The organism is Serratia sp. KG1D (genome assembly GCF_037150675.1).
Classification (GTDB): Bacteria; Pseudomonadota; Gammaproteobacteria; order Enterobacterales; family Enterobacteriaceae; genus Serratia; species Serratia nematodiphila.
In genome coordinates, this window is record NZ_JBAGIH010000004.1 from 217,446 (window position 1) to 237,497 (window position 20,052).

17 protein-coding genes, 1 tRNA gene and 2 pseudogenes are annotated in these 20,052 nt (G+C 50.9%); 10 read left to right on the forward strand and 10 right to left on the reverse strand.

Annotation, left to right across the window (positions count from 1 at the left end; genetic code table 11):
- The first annotated feature begins 265 nt into the window (after window positions 1-265).
- The 5 genes from lptF (at window position 266) to WFM45_RS19140 (ending at window position 4,920) form a co-directional block, all read left to right on the forward strand.
- Window positions 266-1,360, forward strand: coding sequence for an LPS export ABC transporter permease LptF (gene lptF / locus WFM45_RS19120; protein WP_004933351.1), 1,095 nt, complete (start codon window positions 266-268; stop codon window positions 1,358-1,360).
- Window positions 1,360-2,430 carry an LPS export ABC transporter permease LptG gene (gene lptG / locus WFM45_RS19125; RefSeq protein WP_004933350.1) on the forward strand — a complete coding sequence of 357 codons (1,071 nt, stop codon included), beginning with the start codon at window positions 1,360-1,362 and terminating at the stop codon, window positions 2,428-2,430. Before lptF ends, lptG begins: the two co-directional genes overlap by 1 nt.
- A 134-nt stretch (window positions 2,431-2,564) precedes the next feature.
- Window positions 2,565-3,290, forward strand: a complete 726-nt coding sequence (locus tag WFM45_RS19130; RefSeq protein ID WP_336956882.1) for a LuxR family transcriptional regulator — start codon at window positions 2,565-2,567, stop codon at window positions 3,288-3,290.
- 1,082 nt (window positions 3,291-4,372) lie between these two features.
- Window positions 4,373-4,457, forward strand: a tRNA-Leu gene (locus WFM45_RS19135).
- A gap of 214 nt (window positions 4,458-4,671) precedes the next feature.
- Window positions 4,672-4,920, forward strand: coding sequence for a hypothetical protein (locus tag WFM45_RS19140; protein ID WP_306403381.1), 249 nt, complete (start codon window positions 4,672-4,674; stop codon window positions 4,918-4,920).
- A gap of 754 nt (window positions 4,921-5,674) precedes the next feature.
- Here WFM45_RS19140 and WFM45_RS19145 read toward each other — a convergent pair.
- Window positions 5,675-6,391, reverse strand: coding sequence for a PmeII family type II restriction endonuclease (locus tag WFM45_RS19145; RefSeq protein ID WP_075205157.1), 717 nt, complete (start codon window positions 6,389-6,391; stop codon window positions 5,675-5,677).
- 382 nt (window positions 6,392-6,773) lie between these two features.
- Here WFM45_RS19145 and WFM45_RS19150 point away from each other — a divergent pair.
- A pseudogene (locus WFM45_RS19150) lies at window positions 6,774-7,941 on the forward strand (integrase core domain-containing protein).
- A gap of 152 nt (window positions 7,942-8,093) precedes the next feature.
- On the opposite strand, the gene dcm reads toward WFM45_RS19150, so the two are convergent.
- Both dcm and WFM45_RS19160 read right to left on the reverse strand, forming a co-directional pair.
- Window positions 8,094-9,326, reverse strand: a complete 1,233-nt coding sequence (dcm, locus tag WFM45_RS19155) for a DNA (cytosine-5-)-methyltransferase (protein WP_075205149.1) — start codon at window positions 9,324-9,326, stop codon at window positions 8,094-8,096.
- 80 nt (window positions 9,327-9,406) lie between these two features.
- Window positions 9,407-10,126, reverse strand: coding sequence for an Eco47II family restriction endonuclease (locus WFM45_RS19160; protein WP_306403384.1), 720 nt, complete (start codon window positions 10,124-10,126; stop codon window positions 9,407-9,409).
- Between the two features lie 260 nt (window positions 10,127-10,386).
- On the opposite strand from WFM45_RS19160, the pseudogene WFM45_RS19165 reads away from it, so the two are divergent.
- Window positions 10,387-11,365 (forward strand): annotated as a pseudogene (locus WFM45_RS19165) (transposase); the annotation flags it as partial.
- A 212-nt stretch (window positions 11,366-11,577) separates the two neighbouring features.
- On the opposite strand, the gene WFM45_RS19170 reads toward WFM45_RS19165, so the two are convergent.
- Together WFM45_RS19170 and WFM45_RS19175 are read right to left on the reverse strand one after the other, a co-directional pair.
- Window positions 11,578-12,339: an HNH endonuclease gene (locus tag WFM45_RS19170; RefSeq protein ID WP_049278776.1), complete on the reverse strand. Its 762-nt coding sequence runs from the start codon at window positions 12,337-12,339 to the stop codon at window positions 11,578-11,580.
- A gap of 174 nt (window positions 12,340-12,513) precedes the next feature.
- Window positions 12,514-12,822, reverse strand: a complete 309-nt coding sequence (locus tag WFM45_RS19175; protein WP_048325922.1) for a hypothetical protein — start codon at window positions 12,820-12,822, stop codon at window positions 12,514-12,516.
- A gap of 405 nt (window positions 12,823-13,227) precedes the next feature.
- On the opposite strand from WFM45_RS19175, the gene WFM45_RS19180 reads away from it, so the two are divergent.
- Together WFM45_RS19180 and WFM45_RS19185 are read left to right on the forward strand one after the other, a co-directional pair.
- Window positions 13,228-13,653: a putative T6SS immunity periplasmic lipoprotein gene (locus WFM45_RS19180; RefSeq protein ID WP_336957113.1), complete on the forward strand. Its 426-nt coding sequence runs from the start codon at window positions 13,228-13,230 to the stop codon at window positions 13,651-13,653.
- A gap of 12 nt (window positions 13,654-13,665) precedes the next feature.
- Complete coding sequence (locus tag WFM45_RS19185) at window positions 13,666-14,085, forward strand: putative T6SS immunity periplasmic lipoprotein (RefSeq protein ID WP_336956891.1); 420 nt, start codon at window positions 13,666-13,668, stop codon at window positions 14,083-14,085.
- A gap of 14 nt (window positions 14,086-14,099) precedes the next feature.
- Here the strand turns inward: WFM45_RS19185 and WFM45_RS19190 are convergent, their stop codons facing one another.
- Together WFM45_RS19190 and ascF are read right to left on the reverse strand one after the other, a co-directional pair.
- Window positions 14,100-15,530, reverse strand: coding sequence for a 6-phospho-beta-glucosidase (locus WFM45_RS19190; protein ID WP_336956893.1), 1,431 nt, complete (start codon window positions 15,528-15,530; stop codon window positions 14,100-14,102).
- Window positions 15,531-15,546: 16 nt separating this feature from the next.
- A complete protein-coding gene (gene ascF, locus WFM45_RS19195) occupies window positions 15,547-16,989 on the reverse strand; it encodes a PTS cellobiose/arbutin/salicin transporter subunit IIBC (protein WP_274864369.1) in 1,443 nt (480 codons plus the stop codon).
- 284 nt (window positions 16,990-17,273) lie between these two features.
- Between ascF and WFM45_RS19200 the strand changes: the two genes are divergently transcribed.
- Window positions 17,274-18,296, forward strand: a complete 1,023-nt coding sequence (locus tag WFM45_RS19200; protein WP_336956897.1) for a LacI family DNA-binding transcriptional regulator — start codon at window positions 17,274-17,276, stop codon at window positions 18,294-18,296.
- A 23-nt stretch (window positions 18,297-18,319) separates the two neighbouring features.
- Here the strand turns inward: WFM45_RS19200 and WFM45_RS19205 are convergent, their stop codons facing one another.
- The 3 genes from WFM45_RS19205 to WFM45_RS19215 are packed head-to-tail and all read right to left on the reverse strand — an operon-like array spanning window position 18,320 to window position 19,986.
- Entirely contained in the window at window positions 18,320-18,742 is a 423-nt protein-coding gene (locus tag WFM45_RS19205) for a hypothetical protein (RefSeq protein ID WP_049300776.1), read from the reverse strand.
- A 56-nt stretch (window positions 18,743-18,798) separates the two neighbouring features.
- Window positions 18,799-19,761 (reverse strand): GTPase, encoded by a 963-nt coding sequence (gene yjiA / locus WFM45_RS19210; protein ID WP_336956900.1) that lies wholly within the window; start codon window positions 19,759-19,761, stop codon window positions 18,799-18,801.
- Window positions 19,762-19,782: 21 nt separating this feature from the next.
- Window positions 19,783-19,986 carry a YbdD/YjiX family protein gene (locus tag WFM45_RS19215; protein WP_004953088.1) on the reverse strand — a complete coding sequence of 68 codons (204 nt, stop codon included), beginning with the start codon at window positions 19,984-19,986 and terminating at the stop codon, window positions 19,783-19,785.
- Window positions 19,987-20,052: the final 66 nt, after the last annotated feature.

The window sequence follows — 20,052 nt, forward strand, 5'->3', positions numbered from 1 at the left end:
AAAGACAAAGGCGGACGCTACGGCTAGAATAATCGACTCCGTAACGATCTCCCGCCATTTGAGTTAACGGATTATGTTAACCTGAACGGCGTAAATTGCTCTGTTTTGGCGACTATAAGCAAGTTCCTATAGGACACCCAAACGGCTTGATGTTGTAATACTATTTTAGCTGTGAAGGTTGCCATATGATGAGAATAAATGGCGGATTAGCGATGAAATTATCGATTTTCCTGCAAAAAGACAAGTTTTCACAGGCGTAATAAGCGTGATCATCATAAGATATCTGGTACGGGAAACGCTCAAGAGCCAAATCGCCATCCTGTTCATCCTGCTTCTGATCTTCTTTTGTCAGAACCTGGTCAGGGTGTTGGGCGACGCGGTGGACGGCAATATCCCGACAAACTTAGTACTCTCTCTGCTCGCTCTGGGCGTGCCGAAGATGGCGCAGCTCATCCTGCCTTTGAGCCTGTTTCTCGGCTTGCTGATGACGCTTGGGCGGTTGTATACCGAGAGCGAAATCACCGTCATGCACGCCTGCGGGCTGGGCAAACGCACCCTGATTATCGCCGCCATGATCCTGGCGCTGTTCACCTCTGCGGTCGCGGCGGTGAACGTGTTTTGGGCCGGCCCCTGGGCCTCGCGCTATCAGGACGTGGTGGTGAACGAAGCCAAGGCCAACCCGAGCATCGCCGGGCTGGCGGAAGGGCAGTTCAAACCCTCGCAAGACGGCAACGCGGTGCTGTTTATCGGCAACGTGAAGGGCAGCACCTTCAACGACGTGTTCCTGGCGCAACTGCGGCCGAACGGCAACCAACGCCCGTCGGTGGTGGTGGCCGAGCACGGCAACATCGTGCAGCAGAAAGACGGCTCGCAGGTGGTGACGCTCGACAAGGGCACGCGTTTTGAAGGCACCGCGCTGCTGCGCGACTTCCGCATTACCGACTTCACCGACTACAAGGCGGTGATTGGCCACCGCACCGTGGCGGCGGACAACACTGAATCCGAACAGATGTCGATGCAGACGCTGTGGGAATCCGACGATCCGGATGCGCGCGCCGAGTTCCACTGGCGCCTGACGCTGGTGGTGTCGGTGGCGCTGATGGCGCTGCTGGTGGTGCCGCTCAGCGTGGTGAACCCGCGCCAGGGCCGCGTGCTGAGCATGCTGCCGGCCATCCTGCTGTATCTGATCTTCTTCCTGCTGCAGACCTCGCTGCGCTCCAACGCCGGCAAGGGCAAACTGGATCCGATGCTGTGGCTGTGGCTGGTTAACGGCGTTTACTTCGCGATCGCGCTGGCGCTGAACCTGTGGGATACCGTGCCGATGCGCAAGCTGCGCGCACGCCTGAGAGGAGCGGCCTGATGTTTGGCGTATTAGACCGGTATATCGGTAAAACGATTTTCAACACCATCATCATGACGCTGTTCATGCTGGTGTCGCTGTCCGGCATCATCAAGTTCGTCGATCAGCTGCGCAAGGTCGGCCAGGGCGAATACACCGCGCTGAGCGCCGGCATGTACACCCTGCTGAGCGTGCCGAAAGACATCGAGATCTTCTTCCCGATGGCGGCGCTGCTCGGTGCGCTGCTCGGCCTGGGCCAACTGGCGACGCGCAGCGAACTGGTGGTGATGCAGGCTTCCGGCTTCACCCGCCTGCAGATTGCCGGCTCGGTGATGAAAACCGCCATTCCGCTGGTGCTGCTGACCATGGCGATCGGCGAGTGGGTGGCGCCGCAGGGCGAGCAAATGGCGCGCAACTACCGCGCCCAGCAGATGTACGGCGGCTCGCTGCTCTCCACCAAGAGCGGGCTGTGGGCGAAGGACGGCAACGATTTCATCTACATCGAGCGCGTCTCCGGCGATAAAGAACTCTCCGGCGTGAACATCTACCACTTCAACGATCAGCGTCGCCTGGAAACGGTGCGCTATGCGGCTACCGCCAGCTTCGAGAACGGCCTGTGGCAGCTTTCGCAGGTGGACACCTCGGATCTGACCAACCCGAAACAGGTGACCGGCACCCAGACGCTGACCGGCGAATGGAAAACCAACCTGACCCCGGACAAGCTGGGCGTGGTGGCGCTGGATCCGGATTCGCTCTCCATCAGCGGGCTGCACAACTACGTGAAGTACCTGAAGCAGAGCGGCCAGGAAGCCAGCCGTTACCAGCTCAACATGTGGAGCAAAATCTTCTCGCCGCTGTCGGTGGCGGTGATGATGCTGATGGCGCTGTCGTTCATCTTCGGCCCGCTGCGCAGCGTGCCGATGGGCATCCGCGTGGTGACCGGCATCAGCTTCGGCTTCCTGTTCTACGTGCTGGATCAGATCTTCGGCCCGCTGAGCCTGGTGTACAGCATGCCGCCGGTGCTGGGCGCGCTGCTGCCGAGCATGCTGTTCCTGCTGATCAGCGTGTATATGCTGCTCAAACGCAAGTAGCGGGGCGCTCGGCAGTGAAGAAAGGCGTGGCCGCGGGGCCGCGCCTTTTTTGTTGGTGTGGCATGCCCCCGCCTGCGGTTTTTGTCGTGCTATAGTCACTTCAGCAGCAATGCAGGAGAGGGAGCAGGCAGCCAATGGAAGACGAAGACGAATATAATCTCAGCAACATTATCGGCAAGCGCCTGGAAGCGGCACTAGGGGAGTTGGGCGATCTCCTGTGGGCGTATGTGGTGTTATCCAAAAAAGACATTGCCTGCATCTTTGGCGTCACCAACTACCCGAGTGAATGGGTAAAAAAGTATCAAGAGCAGGGATTGCAGTACATTGATCCGGTGGTGCTTACCGCCCGCAACCGCCTGACCCCGTTCGCCTGGGACGAGCAAATCATGGCGGACGCAGGGCTGCACTTTCCTGAGCTGTTCGAACAGGCCCGCGAGTTTGGCGTGACGCACGGCTATACCTTCGTGCTGCACGATTACAGCGACAATCTCGTTACGCTTTCCTTTGCCTTCAATGCGGAACAGAAAACGGAAGCCATTCAGGCGCTCACCGATCGTAAAGGTGATATTTCGGTATTGCTGGCCTCAATCCATGAGTCGTACCTGGCGCTGTCCCCACTGTCAGCAAAAAACGCCGCAGCGCTGGAGAGAAACGCCCGCTTTACCGACAGGGAAAACGAGATCCTCTATTGGGCCAGCGTGGGTAAAACCTACCAGGAAACGGCGATGATCCTCGGCATAAAGACCGGCACCATCAAGTTTCATATGTCCAACGTCGTCAAAAAGCTGGGGGTCACGAATGCCCGACATGCCGTGCGCCTGGGGATGGAGCTGCGGCTGATTAAGCCTGTGGATGGATAGGCTGCTAGCGCCCCGTGGAATACTGAGCCGGCGGCAGCGCAAAGCTAAATAAGTCGGGAGACGTCTAGAGGTAAAAAGTATCGGCTAACGAATAGAGCTTTTCGATTCAGGAAATGGCGGGCGTTAACCGGTATTGATTTGGCACCGTGGCGATTAACGTGAAGGCCGCAATAGCATATCGATCCCGAACTCTGCAATTTGAAATAATCACCACACTGAACTTATAAAGGTCTAGTAAGGGACTGTACTTTAGTCTAACTAGTTTCTCACCCCTTGAGGCGATACACTTTCCCGGTAATGTTTTGATAAAAAATACAAAAAAAAACCTGACCGCGTAGGGCCAGGTTGCCAATATTGGCCAACACCAGGGAAAATTTTGTTACACCATCTTAAAGCTATTAACTCCGCAGAGGCAAGCGATCTCAGCTGGTTTTTAAGCATTAACTAGCCATTTTGTTATGTATGTACGCTATTTTCTGGTGATTTCAGATAAAGCCCATCCAACGTGAATAACCTCTGTCTTTTTATAGCCCCGTTTCGATTTTTTATTTCCCGCCTGATATTCAACAATGAAAAAATAGTGTTCTCGAAATGTTGCGCAACCTCATTCTTTATTGGCTGACACATGGGTATGCAATTATTTGCAGCATTGCCATTGCGGCTGGGGATTATATTGTTTCTGCCAGGCGCTGGGTGAGGCAGTAGTGATGGGGGGCGGGTTGCGACCAACGACGTGCCGGGCTCCTGAACGAATCTCGCTAGCGCTATGAGCGGTTCTGGCTAGTGGGAGTGAATGACGTCCGGCACAGGAGCCATCATTGCTCTGTGCAACTATGCTGGAGCCTGGAATCGGACGGTATTACGTGAGTGTAGCGCCTGATCCTGGATGCTCGTTGCAACAGCATGTGGATGTAGCATGCTCATCATCAACGTGGTTATGGAGGGCGCGCAGCGAGAAGACGGGGCGGGCAAACGCGCGTGGCGGCGTTTTTTTCGACACTTAACTCATTGAACAACGGATAAGTGTTGCGTGCTGGTCGCGGGAAGGTATAATTCACCCGTTTTCCGCATACTACTTCAGTGCCGAAGTGGCGAAATCGGTAGACGCAGTTGATTCAAAATCAACCGTAGAGATACGTGCCGGTTCGAGTCCGGCCTTCGGCACCATTAAGTACCGCGCGAACAAGAAGCCACCGAAAGGTGGTTTTTTTGTGCCTGGAATCTGCCCGCAGCTACTACCTGACTATTTTTACTCCGTATTGACGCATTCCCCACTCCCGTAAAAACCGGAGCTTCCCGATGCTTTAATTTGATATATCTTATTGACTTTAAATGGTTTAGTCGCGTTTCATTGAACTCTTTCGGAGCCAGGCGTTCCGGGATGGGGCCACAACAGGAAGGGGTCATGCGGGCGTTAACGCCGGGCGAAATCAATCTGGCACGCTCGGTGTTTGGCAGCACCATTTTCTATCAGAGCGTGTTGGTTCACTGCGACAGCTACCTGCCGTTTGGGCTACAGAATCAGTACACGGCGATGAGCCCGAATGGGGAGTTGTACTTTCGTAGGTCACTCTATGAAAGAGATTATGCGAGCCAGGATCCTGAAGCTCAGCATCTTTTTATTGCCTAGGTTTTTTCCCTCGGGCTATCTTTGGAAGGTAATTTATATCTAGTGCAACGCAAGATTGTAGATTAAGAATTTTTCTATTTTTGATAATGATTAAATAATAAGTGATGGATTTATTTCAAAGATAGCCATCTGGAAATATAGTGGCATTGATTATATATACATCCACTAATCTGTTCGAAAACTACTGGTTTTTGAGAAAGTGAGATGTTTTTTGCATAGGCGGTTTTTTATCATCGGCAAAGTAATATAGTAATTGTTAAGGTGTTTCTTATCTCATGTGGAGCTGGATTTTTTTTTGGAGATGGAAAAAGGTGAATATATAGTATTGAAGCCAGACTCGTTTTAATCGGGCTGGTAGGAATGATGCGAATTGGTCTTCAAGGAGTTATGGCTTTGTTGATATATACTTATAGCAGTCCACGGCTTAGATTCTAGGCGGACAGTCGATAATAAATTTATTATTTTTTCTGAATATGTGTGTGTGCTTAGTCTTTGACGTTACTATCGATGAAATTGGAAATAGCTTCTTTTTTTGACAGCTAGCTCTCTGGTGATGACAGACCTAAAGTGGCTTAGATAATTGTGTTTTTAATTCTTGATATAAAATTCATGGTTGTTTTTCATGAGGTTTAATGGAGTTAGATTATTTAGATAAGTAGCATAAAGATTATGTAAATACAGTTCATATGTTTCGGGTTGTTAGTGTGGTTAGATTATAAAAACTGTCTCTTATTAATTAAGAGACAGTTGTATTTTATTTTATATTCATTATCTTTTCTGATTTAGCTAGGGCCTTTATTACAGTATCAAGTTCTGTGCTATAGTCAGAATCTTTTACTGCATCATCGATTGCTTCTGCCAAGTCTTTATAAAAATTCTCATCACCAGTTAATCGGTGCCAAAAATCCTTACCTACAATTACGGGGAAGTGATATTGGTTGGTTATTCTTTTATAATGAGCACTAAGCTCTGATTCTTCACCGTATATCACACCAACAATCATATTTTCAAATCCTAGTTTCAGATTATTTGTTCTTCCAAGGTTTATTACACCTCTAAAATGCCCTGCAATTGTCTCAACATCATCCTTATTTATTGTGTTAGGACCTGACTTTATCTGACAGTATTTTTTCAACCCATCTACTTGGTCTATAAACTCAATATCAATGCCGCTAGTTGTACTACCAAAGCCATCTAGAACTTCACTGGTGAAACTTTGAATATGCTGCCCAAATGATGTTGTAATTGATGTTCCTAATACACGGGGATAAATAAGTGCTTTAGCTATGCTTTCTGGAGATGAATTTCCAGTTAGGAAGTTTGATAAATAAATATTCAAAAATGGGTTTATATTAAATTCTTTTGGGTCTGTTAACTTTATAGTGTTTCTAATGTGACTTTTTGCTATTTTTTCAATAAACCAATGCTTTGATTTTTCAAGAATTTCTTCTCTTTTTTCTTTATCTAACATAGGAGCTCCATTCACATAACTAATTTTTTATGAAAAGCATACGCGAATATTATACTATTTATTATTTATAAAGTATAACTTAATTTTATCCACCTAAATATTATATCACTAAGCATATTTTATTTTAAAAATCAGAATTTACACTCTGAATTGATGGTTTATTAATATTCTGATTGAAATTGTTATAATGGTAATGTCAAGTTGTCGAAAGTTAAATGGAAGGGCTTTTAAATGAGCCGTATTTTTTATGAGTGAATTGGCTTTTAGTTATACTATTGTTCTCTAAGTCTTTATGTATGTAAGGCATCACGACAAAGTGAGCTATTCACTTTTTGTATCCTCCGACATGCTATTATTTTCTCTGAGAACTGAGGAGATTATCTTGCATCAATCCCGACTCACTGAGCATCAGGATATTGCCGTTTTGAAGTCCATCGAGGCCGCATGTATCGTTAAGAATGCTACTATAAAGCCAGCAATTACAACTGGAAAGAGAAGTTTAGCGGTATAGAAGCCTCCGATATAAAGAATGAAATACCTACCGTCACCTTAAACAGATGTTTACTGAACTCAGCCTTGAATGCCGGGCACTTAAAGACGTTATCGGAAAAGTTTTAAAACTAACGATAATGTGTAAGCTCGTCGGTTATCTGACTGTACGATTTACCATGAGCATCCGCCAATCCTGCAAGGCGTCATCGCTGACCAGGACGGTCTATTTTTGGCGCGATGAACCGGTGCTCCAAGTGTTGGCTGAGTTGGCTGAGTGCTATGGTTTTAAGACGCTACTCCGGTTACTGTACTGGTAGGGCATACTTGGCACTATAAACGTGTTCACTGTAGTTATTGCCTGCTGAAACTGAATTTTCGCCGGAAGGGAAAGCAACGTTTGCCGGTGCGAAATTTGGCTCTGCTGATCACAACGTAATCTCTGAACTAGAGCTGGTTCATCGATTTTATGTATGATTCGCTGATTCGCTGATTCGCTGATTCGCTGATTCGCTGATTCGCTGATTCGCTGATTCGCTGATTCGCTGATTCGCTGATTCGCTGATCCGCGTTAGGCGTTTCCGAACCTTCAATATGATGGACGACTTTCAACTGCGAGGTTCTCGTAATAGAAATCGAACTGAATATTTCGGCAGCGTGGGTGGTCAGAGTGCGGGACAGAATTGTGGCAAACCAGGATTTTTCGCTGAAACTACGAATAGACAACGACCCGGAACTGGTCACGTTCACGCTGGCGCAGTAGGCTGAATGGTATGGCGTCATACTAGAATTTATCAAACCGGAAAGCCAACGTAGAATGACTTTATAGAACGCTTTAACAGAACGTACCGGACAGAAATTCTAGATTTTAACTGTTTGGAACCCTGAATGAAGTTTGGGAAATTATAGAATGTTGATGGGTCGAATACAATAGCGAGCTACCTCATGAGTTCTTGAAGAACCCGATACTGGAGGAGTACCGGCTAATGACCGAAAAAGTGAAACTTCAAAAATTGCGCGAAAATAAATCGGGTGTTTTTATATTAGACTGGATACTTTAAAATCGGGCTCGCATGGGCTGGAGAGCCTAGGAATACTTATACTACTGAGGAGAGATGCTAATGGTTTATTGGAAAGATTATTTAGGAGTAAATATAATTTACTCACATGTTGTAAGAATGGAAGGGTAGGAAGTCAAACCTACCCTATATGATCATCTTTTGTTTATTTTTTCTAAAAGATTCACAACAGATTTTCCAACAGCAAATGAGAGATTGACAGGGACAGCGTTTCCTATCTGCTTATATTTTGCAGAAATTGGCCCCTCAAATACCCAATCATCGGGGAATGTCTGTATTCTTGCATATTCACGCACTGTTAATGGCCTTGTTTCTTCCGGATGGCAACGTTCTGTTTGTTTCTGTGCAGGGGCACAGGTTAACGTTAGGCTTGGTTCATCCCAGGACAAGCGTCGTGCCATACCTGTTTTACCGCCACCTAAGTAAAAACTTTTGAGCATGTATTCTTTTTGGATGTCTTCAGGAAGGTCTCTCCAGTAACCACCTGGCGGAACCATGCTTAAGATCTCTGATTTTCTTTTAGGATATTTCTGCCCCTCTGATTCTGGCACGTCGCTATCGTACAGCTCTCCCTTTTTTAGGGCATCTTTAAGAGTTAATACTTTATTGTAAGATGATGGCCATTCATAATCGATGCCATCAGCAAGATCATTCCTAACAGCGATTATAATCAAACGCTCACGTTTTTGCGGTACTTTATAAAAAATAGCCTTAAGTACTCTAGGTTCAAATAACGTGTAGCCCAAATCGGCAATAATGTTTTTTATTGTTTCTAAAGTTCGACCTTCATCATGATTTAGTAATCCTCGCACGTTCTCGGCTAAAAGAATTTTTGGGTTTGTTTCCTTAACTGCTCTAGCGAATTCGAAGAAGAGAGTTCCTCGGGTGTCTTCGAAACCAAGTTTTTTTCCCGCATACGAGAATGCCTGGCACGGGAAACCACCTGCCAGTACATCGACAGTGTTTCTATAAGGAGTGAAGTCTACTTTGCTGACATCACCTTCAATAACGTTCCATTCAGGTCTGTTTCTTCTTAGTGTTTTACATGCATGAGAATCTATTTCATTTAGCAAAACAGACTTTAAACCTGACTTTTCCAAACCTAAAGCCATACCTCCTGCACCAGCAAATAATTCCAATACAGTATAAGTGTTATTGCAAAATTTAGTCTCATCAGACCATTGGCTTTTAAATAGAAATTGAGCCTGTTCAAAATGTTTGAGTTGATCTATTCTATAAAAACGATAGTTATTCTCATCGTTTCGATGAGAAACTAATTTTCCTGAAGTGTCCCAACGTCTTAAAGTTTCTTTTGACACACCTAGGATGTCTGCAACTTCCGAAAGTGAAAACTCTTCCTTTAACATACTTAGTAACCACGTCAACATTAGTCATGGTTACTACTGTATGGGTTTACATAGGATTTGTCAAACATTGATCATGGTTATTAACCATAAGCGAGGCTAAAATACTGAATAAAGCTCTCTTTATCAGGGATGGAGAAGCCTTCCTGCTCAAGACGCTCATTCAAAACATACTCTATTGCGTACGGGAGAGCTGTATACAGTTCTTTAAGCGCATCAGGTCTACCAGTAACTAGCCCATAGAAACTTGCCCCATCAATAATTCGGATATTAGGATTTGAAGGGCACAATGTACCACTGCCTTTATTGGATGGAGTGAAAGGCATGTCGGATCTGACCGGTTTACGAGGAATTATATTTACAAAGTAAGCGCAATAATCCTTAAACCGGCTATGTTTTGGTGATACCAGCTCATCTAGCCCTTTGTACTTATCAGCTAAGTCACCACCAGTAACTGTTGAATATTTATTCTTCACTTCAGCGATGATTTTTCTCTCTTCATGGAGAAGGTCAACGATTCCACCAATCCCCATGTCCCGCCATCCATCCACATGGCCGAGGATTTTTTGGTGAAAGGTACCCACATGGTTCTGAATTGTCTTCTGCTGTTGCCGTGCAAGTTCGGAATTTCGCCACTCTTCATGGGATGAGAATCCCGGAGCTTCAAAAAGAGCCCCAAACGGGTCTATCACATTATTATTAAAAGTTTTCTCAGCGGTTTCTTTTTTCTTTTTTGCTTTTGTTAACAAATTTTCAACTTCGCTGAATAAGTTTTCATTGCTGATGTATTCTAGTAATGCCATCTCTTCCCTCTATCACTCTTATAATTCAATAAGTTATTTGCGTAATAATCTTTGGGGCCAATTGGCCTTGTGACTAACTACGCAGCAGCTCTCAAAACGATATCGGAACAATTCTTCTCATCATAGCGGTTGTATGGATAGATGAGAACGACCATTAAGCACGAAATTATAGGGAGCGCGGATGTTTACTATATTGAGCCCTGAATGGCTTGTTCTGACCTGCTTAGTAATGCCTTCATAAACCACATGGGGGCATCCCCGTGAGGAAGCGTTTTTCCGATGAACAGCTCATCAGTAGCCCCGCGCAGCGGAAGCAGGAGCCTCTACCCGTGAGCTTTAACATAAGCACGCCATTTCCGATGTCACGCTTTACACCTGGCGCAAGAAGTATGACGGTATAAAGGTTCCCGAGGTTAAGAGCCTGAAGTCGCTTGAGGAAGAGAACACCAGGCTCAAGAAGCTGCTTGCCGAAGCCATGCTGGATAAGGAGGTACTTCAGGTGGCTCTGGGGCGAAAGTTTTGGCAACAGATAACAACAGATAAGAAGTGGGAAGTCGTAGAAGTCATGTGTGAGGTAAAGGGGCTGCCGTAATGTCGTGTCTGTAGTCTGGCTGGTTTGTTGCTGTCAACTCGTCACTATGAGACTCAGTGTTCTGCTACGGTATTTGCTATCAGCATGCATCACTGAACTGGTACTTGAACGCCGACGTTTTGATTATCGGTGCATCTGGTAATTGCCGCATCGAGTGTTTTCACTTCAGTCACAAACAGATATACCGCTAATGGCTTGGTGTTAAAACACAGGCGACGTCTTAAAGGGCTGGTAAATGAGTGGCTGCCGCTTCTGCACTCGGAAGCTCCGAACGTTGACTCGTTGATGAAATTTGTCATGGGTGTACTCGCCAGCGGCCGCCGGATTAGGAGCCTAATATGTCTCGATAATTTCCTGAAGGAGTTCCTGCCGATCACCACTGCTTTTGGGATTTCAGGTGCGTTAATGTTACAAATTCTGGATAGCATTGTGCTGCTTCGTAGTTATCCGGGGCGATGATAATAAACGTTCAGAACTCGAAAATTACCGCTCTCGCTCTGGATAAATGAGTCTTAGAGTATGGGATGGAACTGCGTTTAATTCGGCCGATTAAATTCACTTAAAATGGATTTCTCGAGCATTTTAATGTTCTGTTTTTCGATGAATGCTTGAATGAGAACTGGTTCATAGATATTATCGAAATCAGGTAGGCTATTAATGGTTGGAGGCAGGTTTGTAGAAGTTTTTGTTAGTGCTTATTTATATAATGCCATCAGGATTGGCAGAGGTGAGGTCAATTAAAAAAACAAGTAATGTGATATTAATAGTTGATTTTTGGATCCGGTTATGGAAACGGCGGGGTTATCTATTTGACAGGGTTAGTTTGGCAATTTTATATTTTCATTGGTAATTATTTGATTTAACTTTTAATAAATATTTTTTCTCTATGATAAAAAATATGTTTTTTATCTGGAGAGTGACTTATAGGTGTTCGAATTATTTTTCCTTCATATTTCTCGAAATTTTCCACAACGATGCTACTTTTCAACTGTTTGATTTTATTTGATAAGACCAGCCTCAGTTTGTCATCGAAAGTGATTAACCCACGGTCAAAAGCCTTATCATGTAGGCTGGACAGGCACAATCCGTTACTCGGGTTAAGGCGTTGTTCGGTCGAGTGGCTCCAAGGTAGTATATGGCTAGCTACGAGCAATGCCGGTTCTTCTAATCCGGTGATACAGCAGCGATATTCGTACGCTTCCAATACATTCTTGCGGAACAGGTTTTGGTCTACACGTGTTTTGACTGTAGAGAGCTTATCTCTGCCACTGAAATCTTTTGGCTCCTCATCAAACTCAGGTGCGGCTGGTTTTTCCAGGTGTTCTACTGCCGTTTGGCATTGCTGATTGAATAAATCCGCATCTTGATTCATTTCTTCCCACAGCTCGCGATCGGCATTGGAAGCGCCTTTCAAACCGCTTCGACCAGATTCGATAATGTATGGATCCAAACTAGCGAGGTTAACCAGCTTCATGGCTAGTGCTGATGGCGTGCGTCCAATCAATTTTGCATAGTGGATTATTTCGGGATTTCTCGAATGAAGTTTGCCAAACGGTATTTGGCTATACAGAGTGAAAGCGATCAGTAATTCTTCTCTAGTCCAAAGTTTTGCAGCAGCCATACATCAATACCCAGCAGTTAACTCATCGATTTACCGAATGCGTTAACTATGCCAGGTAGGGGAGGAAATGCCCACCCTGATGAATGTTTTTGTTGTGATATGTCAGCCAGATCTATTGGAAATCGTGGGTGGGAAGGGCGACGAGTGCAGGCATCGCCCTGATTGCCATTTACGTTAGCCGCAGGTTTCCATCTCCCGCAACGCCCGACCATACAGGTTACACAAAGCAGGAACCAGATGTGCTGTGGCGTTGAGATAGCGATTCAGCTGTTCCCAGTCTTCAGTGTCCAGTTGTAGGTGCTTTTGCAGTAAATGGCCGAACAGCATCAGGCCGTGGCACAGACCTTCCGCCTGTTCGGCAGAGAGTGCGGCTAGGTCTAAGAGCTCTGAGGGATTAAATACGCTGAGATCGAGGTGGTTAAACAGTTGGCGATAGAGGGTGAGAGTGTTTGCAACGGATTCTGTAGTGGGAACCTTTGTCATGGGTGCATCTCTGTATGTCATTAGTTAATGACTATCACCAGAGACGCTAAACTCGGGTGGTAGCCCAGACGGGGTTAGCGTCACCGGGACATACGAACCGGCGCTTCTTGCGAAGCCCCCGCCTGAGCCACCATTATTTGGAGTGAACTAAAGCTGCTGCATTATTACATAATACAGCGGTAGTATGTCAGATTCGGAACGCTAACTCCGGCTGCGGATTTTGCCGCAGCGGAAAAACTATAGCGTTATCAGTAAAAGGAAAAAATAAGCTGTATGGAATTACAGTTTATTTGCTTTTATGATTGGGATGTACCTCGCAATTCGGCATATCATCTTTGTATTGAATTATCAGTCATCCATTCATGGATAATATTTTTCATTAAGATTTATAAATAATAGAATATGATGAAAGCTAATTTCTTGCTTATCAATTTCGGTGCAGCATTACTGAGCGCCTGCACCGTCGATCGTCTCGATCAGCGCTATGCGCCGGATATCCCTATCGCCGCCCATGCTAAAAAGAATGGCGACATCTGTATCTATCCTTCACCAAAGGAAAACGAAAGGCCAGATACGCTCTATCTCAGTGGTGATGCTGATGAGAAATTGATTGAGGTGGGGAATCAGGATCTTAAAAAGGGCATTTGCGTTACGCAGAACGATTACCCGTTTCAGGAAAATCATACCTACAGCATGAGGCTAAATTTTGTGCCGATTGAGAAGCGCAGAAACCTGCAGGATGTTTCCGGCAGGGCCTTTATTGCTCACTTCAAAGTGACAAAGCTCAATGGTGTTTACGAAATTGAAAATATCACACAGGGCAGCAGATAACGCAGAGACAAAATGAAACGGATCTTCCCCCTCGCATTCCCCTTCCTGCTCGCCGGCTGTCCGTCGATAGGCGATCGTATCCCCGTAGACTATCCCGCTACCGCCGGCTTGCGTGAGGGCAAAGTATGCATCACCGTTCAGCCGCAGGGAGACGAAAAGCTCGCGGGTATCTCGATTTACCGATTGGATGAGGCGCAGAACCGCACATTCAAATTCTTCAAGCCGCTGTGGGATATCGCCCCCAATCAGTGCGTCCCTGATGAGGGCTACGTATTTACGCCGGGGCAGCAATACCATTTCTCCGCGAAGCTGGTCTCCATCAAGAAACAGCAGGCGGGTGAGTTTCCCTCTACGCGTGAATTCGTCGCCGAATTCGCTGTACAGCAGGAAGGCAATCAACTTAGGTTGGAAGCCCTCCGCACCCCACGCTAACCCCCTGCCCAAACCTACCCCAAATCCCCCCCATTGCTGGCAATCACTTTCTTATACCACCAGAACGATTTCTTGCGGGTGCGGGTGAGGGTGCCGTTGCCCTGGTCGTCGCGGTCGACGTAGACAAAGCCGTAGCGCTTGCTCATTTCGCCGGTCGAGGCGGCCACCAGGTCGATGCAGCCCCAGGTGGTGTAACCCAGCACCGGCACGCCGTCGGCGATGGCGTCGGCCATGGCGCGGATGTGTTCGCGCAGGTAGCTGATGCGGTAGTCGTCCTCAATCTCGCTTGCTGCATTGAACTCGTCGTGTGCGCCCAGGCCGTTTTCCACCAGGAACAGCGGTTTTTGGTAGCGGTCGTACATCATGTTCATGGTGATGCGCAGCCCCAGCGGATCGATGCCCCAGCCCCAGTCGCTGCGCGGCAGGTGCGGGTTCGCCAGCGATTTCACCACGTTGGCGGCGCTGCTGTTGTTGTCGTTCATGTCGGCGGAGGCGCAGCGCGAGGCGTAGTAGCTGAAGGAGACGAAGTCGACGGTGTGCTTCAGGATGTCGGCGTCTTCCGGTTCCATGACGATGCTGACGTCTTTCTCACGGAATACGCGGGCGGCGTAGGAGGGGTAAGCGCCGCGCGCCTGCACGTCGATAAAGAACAGGTTCTCGCGGTCTTTCTCCAGCGCGGCCCACACGTCTTCCGGCTTGCTGGACCACGGGTAGAAGTTGCCGCCGGCCAGCATGCAGCCCACCTGGTTGGCGGGGTTCACTTCGTGGGCGATGCGCGTCGCCAGCGCGCTGGCCACCAGTTCGTGGTGCGCGGCCTGGTATTTCACCTGTTCGGGGTTTTCGTCCGCTTCAAACACCAGCCCGGCGCCGGAGAACGGGCTGTGCAGCAGGATGTTGATCTCGTTGAAGGTCAGCCAGTATTTCACCAGCCCGTCGAAGGCCTCGAAGCAGGTGCGGGCGTAGCGGGTGAAGAACTCCACCATCTTGCGGTTGCGCCAGGAGCCGTATTCGGTCACCAGGTGCATCGGCACGTCGAAATGGCACAGGGTCACCAGCGGCTCGATGCCGTATTGGCGGCACTCTTCGAACAGGCTGCGGTAGAAGGCGATGCCCTCGGGGTTGGGCGTCAGCTCGTCACCGTTGGGGTAGATGCGGCTCCAGGCGATGGAGGTGCGGAACACGGTAAAGCCCATCTCCGCCATCAGCGCGATGTCGTCGCGGTAGCGGTGGTAGAAATCGATGGCGTCGTGGCTGGGATAAAACTCGTCGTCGCGCAGGCTAAAGCGCTTCTCCAGCCCGAGTTTGACCGCCATGCGGTGCGGGCCGTGCGGGATCATATCGACGGTGGTCAGCCCTTTGCCGCCCTCGTGATAGCCGCCTTCCGCCTGGTTGGCGGCCAAAGCGCCGCCCCATAAAAATCCTTTAGGGAATGTTGAATCGGACATGCAATCCTCTGGTGTCTCAATGCGTTGCGCCGGCGGCGTTCGCCGCCGGTGCGGTTTGGCCGGGCGCGGCGGCGTTTTCCGGCAGATCCTCGAAGCCCAGCATCAGCGTGAGCGCGAACGACAGCACCACCGAGAGCGCCATCACCGCCACCACCCACACGATGCTCATCGGGTTGGCCGGATCGAAGAACTGCACGCTGGTGAACAGCCCGGGCGAGGCCATCGAATGGCTGGCCAGCCCGCCGATGCCGGCGACCGCGCCGCAGACAAAGCCGCTGATCAGGCTGGCGATCAGCGGCCGCTTCAGGCGCACTGCCACGCCGTACAGCGCCGGTTCGGAAATCCCCGCCACGATGGCGGAGGCCGCGGCGGCCAGCGCGGTCTGGCGCAGTTCGCGGTTCTTGGTTTTCAGCGCCACCGCCAGCGAAGCGCCGCCCAGCGACAGGTTGGCGCCGATCTCCGAAGGCATCACCATGCCCTCTTTGCCGGTCTCGGCGATGGTCTGGATGATGGTCGGGGTGAATACCCGGTGCATGCCGGTGATCACCAGCAGCGGCCAAATCGCCCCCATAATGGCCACGGAGAGCCAGCCCAGGTAGCCGTGCACGGTGTAGACCAGCGCAGAGATGCCGCTGCCGATCCAGATGCCGAGCGGCCCGATAAGCAGAATGGCGATCGGCGCGGCGATCAGCACGATCAGCATCGGCTTGAGGAAGTTCTTGGTCACCGCCGGGGTGATGCGATCCACTCCGCGTTCGATGTGCGACAGGATCCAGGTCATCACCAGCGCCGGGATCACCGTGTAGGTGTATTTCACCGCCGTCACCGGGATGAAGGCGAATTCCACCGCCTGGCCCTGCGCCGCCTTGGCCATCAGATCGATAAAGTTGGGATGCACCAGCACCCCGGCGATAGCGATCGCCAATGACATGTTGGTTTTGAACTTCAGCGCCGCCGAGGCGGCGACCATCACCGGCAGGAAGAAGAACGCGCCGTCGCCGATCACGTTGAGGATGACGAGGGTCGAGGAGCCTTTCTCGAATACCCCGGCCATATCCAGGATCATCGCCAGCAGCTTCACCATCGAGCCGCCGATGATGGCGGGGATCAGTGGCGACATGGTGCCCACCAGCGCGTCGAGAATGCCGGCGCCGATGCCCTTCAGGGTAAGCTGGCGTTTCACCGGGGCGGCGGGGGATGCTGCGCCCGGCATGCCGAGCGCCAGCACCGCCTGATAGGCCTTGGCCACCTCGTTGCCGATGATCACCTGGCACTGTTCACCGCTGTGCACCACGCCCAGCACGCCGTCGATGGCCTTCAGCGCCGGTGTGTCGATCCGCGTTTTGTCTTTCACCACGAATCTCAGGCGGGTCATGCAGTGGGTCACGGCCTCGATATTGCCCGCGCCGCCCAGGGCGGCCACGATGGCGTGCGAGATCTCTGCGTAGTTCTTCGGCATGGCGTGTCGTCTCTCAGATAGCAATTCGGATAGCCTAAAGGCGAATATTTACTGCCTGGGCGATCCGTCGTTCCATCCGTATGAAACGCCCATAAGAAACCGGTTTCACAAAATCATGTATTGGTGTTTTGTGGTTGGCAATAACTATGGTTTTTGGCGTTGCGTTTTCGTGATCTGGATCGTCAGGGATAAGTGCGCACCGATGTGCAGGGGCGTGAAAACGTTCCAAACGCCGGGCGTCTTGGGTAGACTGCGCTGAACCCATGGATTTTGGCGGCGCACAGATGGCAACGATACTCGAGGTGGCGAAAAAGGCCGGCGTTTCAAAGGCGACGGTGTCGCGCGTTTTGTCCGGCAGCGGCTATGTCAGCGAGGAGAAACGCGCGTTGGTGGAAAAAGCCATCGCGGAAACCGGCTATCGGCCCAACCTGCTGGCGCGCAGCCTGGCGACCAACACCACCCAAACCCTCGGCCTGGTGGTCACCAACACCCTCTACAGCGGCAACTATTTCAGCGAACTGATGGCGCAGTCGGCGCGCATCATGGAGGCGAACGGCCGCCAACTGATCCTGGCGGACGGCAAGCACACTGCCGAAGAGGAGCGGGCCGCCATTCAGTTTTTGCTGGATCTGCGCTGCGACGGGGTGATCATCTACCCGCGTTTTCTGTCGATCGCGGAAATGGACGAGATCGTCTCCCAACACCGTCAGCCGATTCTGGTGATCAACCGGCGGCTGCGGCTGAACGACAGCTACTGCATCTTCAGCGATCAGCACGCCGCCGGCGCGGCGGCGGTGGCGCACCTGATCGCGCGCGGGCATCGCGACATCGCCTTTATCACCGGCTCGCTCGATTCCCCCACCGGGCTGGAGCGGCTTTCCGGCTACAAGTCCGCGCTGGCGCAGCAGGGCATTGCGGTTAACGAGGCGTTGATCGTCGAAGGAAAATGGAACGCGCAAAGCGGCGTGGCGGCGGTCGATGCGCTGCTGGCCGGCGGGCAACCGTTCAGCGCCATCGTCGCCGGCAACGACGAAATGGCCATCGGCGCGATGAAGCGGCTGGCGGAGCGCGGCGTGGCGGTGCCGGAGGCGGTATCGGTCATCGGCTTCGACGACATCCCGCTGGCGCCCTATACCGTGCCGTCGCTGTCGAGCATGAAGATGCCGGTCACCGAGATGATCCAGGAGACCATCAATCGCCTGCTGTCGATGCTGGACGGCGGCGAGCTGAGTAAGCGCCCCAGTTTCCCGGCCAGCCTGATCGAGCGCGAGTCGGTGGCGGCGGGGCCGTATTGGGGAAAGGAATAATCGCTACCCGTCTTTTCCAGGCGCTACAACGCTTGAACCCGCCTCTTCGACAAAGCAAAAATCCCCAGCGCGCTGCCCAATGCCAGGGCGCTGGCAAGTGCCGTGGATAGCGCGAACTCGCGTGTGTAGGGCAGCAGCAGGCCAACCGCAGAGATGCTGCCCAACAGCAGGCTAAAGAACAGCGCTTTTTTACGATAGGGTGCCTTTAGGTTGAGATAGGCGGCGACGGCGCAGACGATAAGTGTGCCACCGACGACGACCAACAGCGGCAGGATGATGAGCGCCCCGGCGAGGAGATTGGACAACCCAACGTCCTCCACGCCGGCGTAAGAGACAATAAGAAACATGATGCCGATGGCTAACACCGTGCTCAGTTTGATGACGATATAGGCGCTCGCGCACAGGTTAAGCGCCTTTAATCCTACTATCATCACGTTGTTTGCCATCGTTCATCCTTGAGTTTGCTGGATATGGGGCGTGTTGGCCTGGGGAATGGTTTATCTTACCCCAACGCCCCAATCCGCTCCCGAATCTCCTCCTCAGGCAGATCCACACCAATAAATACCAAGGTGCTCTTGCGCTCTTCCTCCGGCAGCCATTCCCGATCCCAGTCGGCGTTATACAGCCGCTGTACGCCCTGGAACAGCAGGCGGCGCGGTTCGTCTTCGATAGACAGAATGCCTTTGTAGCGCAGCAGGTTGTCGGCGTATTCCAGCAGCAGGCCTTCCATCACCTCGGAGATTTGCATCAGCGGCAGCGGGCGCTCCAGCGTCACCACGATCGAGCGGATGTCGCTCTGCGGCTGCGGAATGCGGCGGAACAGCGGGGCGGGCGGCGTCAGGTTCAGCTTGTCGTTCAGCGTAAAGCCTTCGATGTCGAACAGCACGCTCAGATCGATATCGCCGTGCGTCACCTGGTAGAGCGGCGCGCGGGCGTTCATCCGCTGCAGCCGCTGGATCAGCGCCTCGCAGTCCGGCGCCACGTCGGTTTTGGTCAACAGGATGCGGTCGGCGTAGCCCACCTGAGCCTGGGCGATGCTGAACTGGCTCAGTTGCTGCTCGGCGTGCGCCGCGTCCACCAGGGTGATGATGCCGTCCAGCAGGAAGCGCTCGCACAGGATCTCGTGCGAGAAAAAGGTCTGGGTAATCGGGCCGGGATCGGCCATGCCGGTGCATTCGATGATCAGCCGATCGAACGCCAGCTGGCCGCTGTCGACGCCGTCCAGCAGATCCAGCAGCGCGTCTGCCAGTTCGTTGGACTTGCTGCAGCAGATGCAGCCGTTGCTTAACGTGGTGATGCGGCTGGCACGATCGCCGATCAGCGCGTCGTCGATCGGCGCTTCGCCGAACTCGTTCTCGATGACCGCGATTTTATAGCCGTGTTCGGCGTTCAGGATGTGGCGCAGCAGGGTGGTTTTGCCGGCGCCCAAAAAGCCGGTCAGGATGGTGACTGCAATGGGTTTCATACGGGTCCTTGTGACTGCGGGTTAACAGCAGCGCATGCCGCCTTTGCCGTCGCCGCCGTAGCGCGCTTGCTGGCGCTCGCGGAAAAATTCTTTATAGGTCATCACCGGCTTGTCCGGGTGGTTGTCTTTCATGTGCTGGACGTAGGTATCGTAGTCAGGCACGCCCACCAACATGCGCGCCGCCTGCCCGAGATATTTCCCCGCCTGGCCGAGATTTCCGAACATAAGCCTTCTCCAACTTTACCCTGCATCACTACAGCGCTTGCTTAAGCCTGATATTAGGGGAAGCCG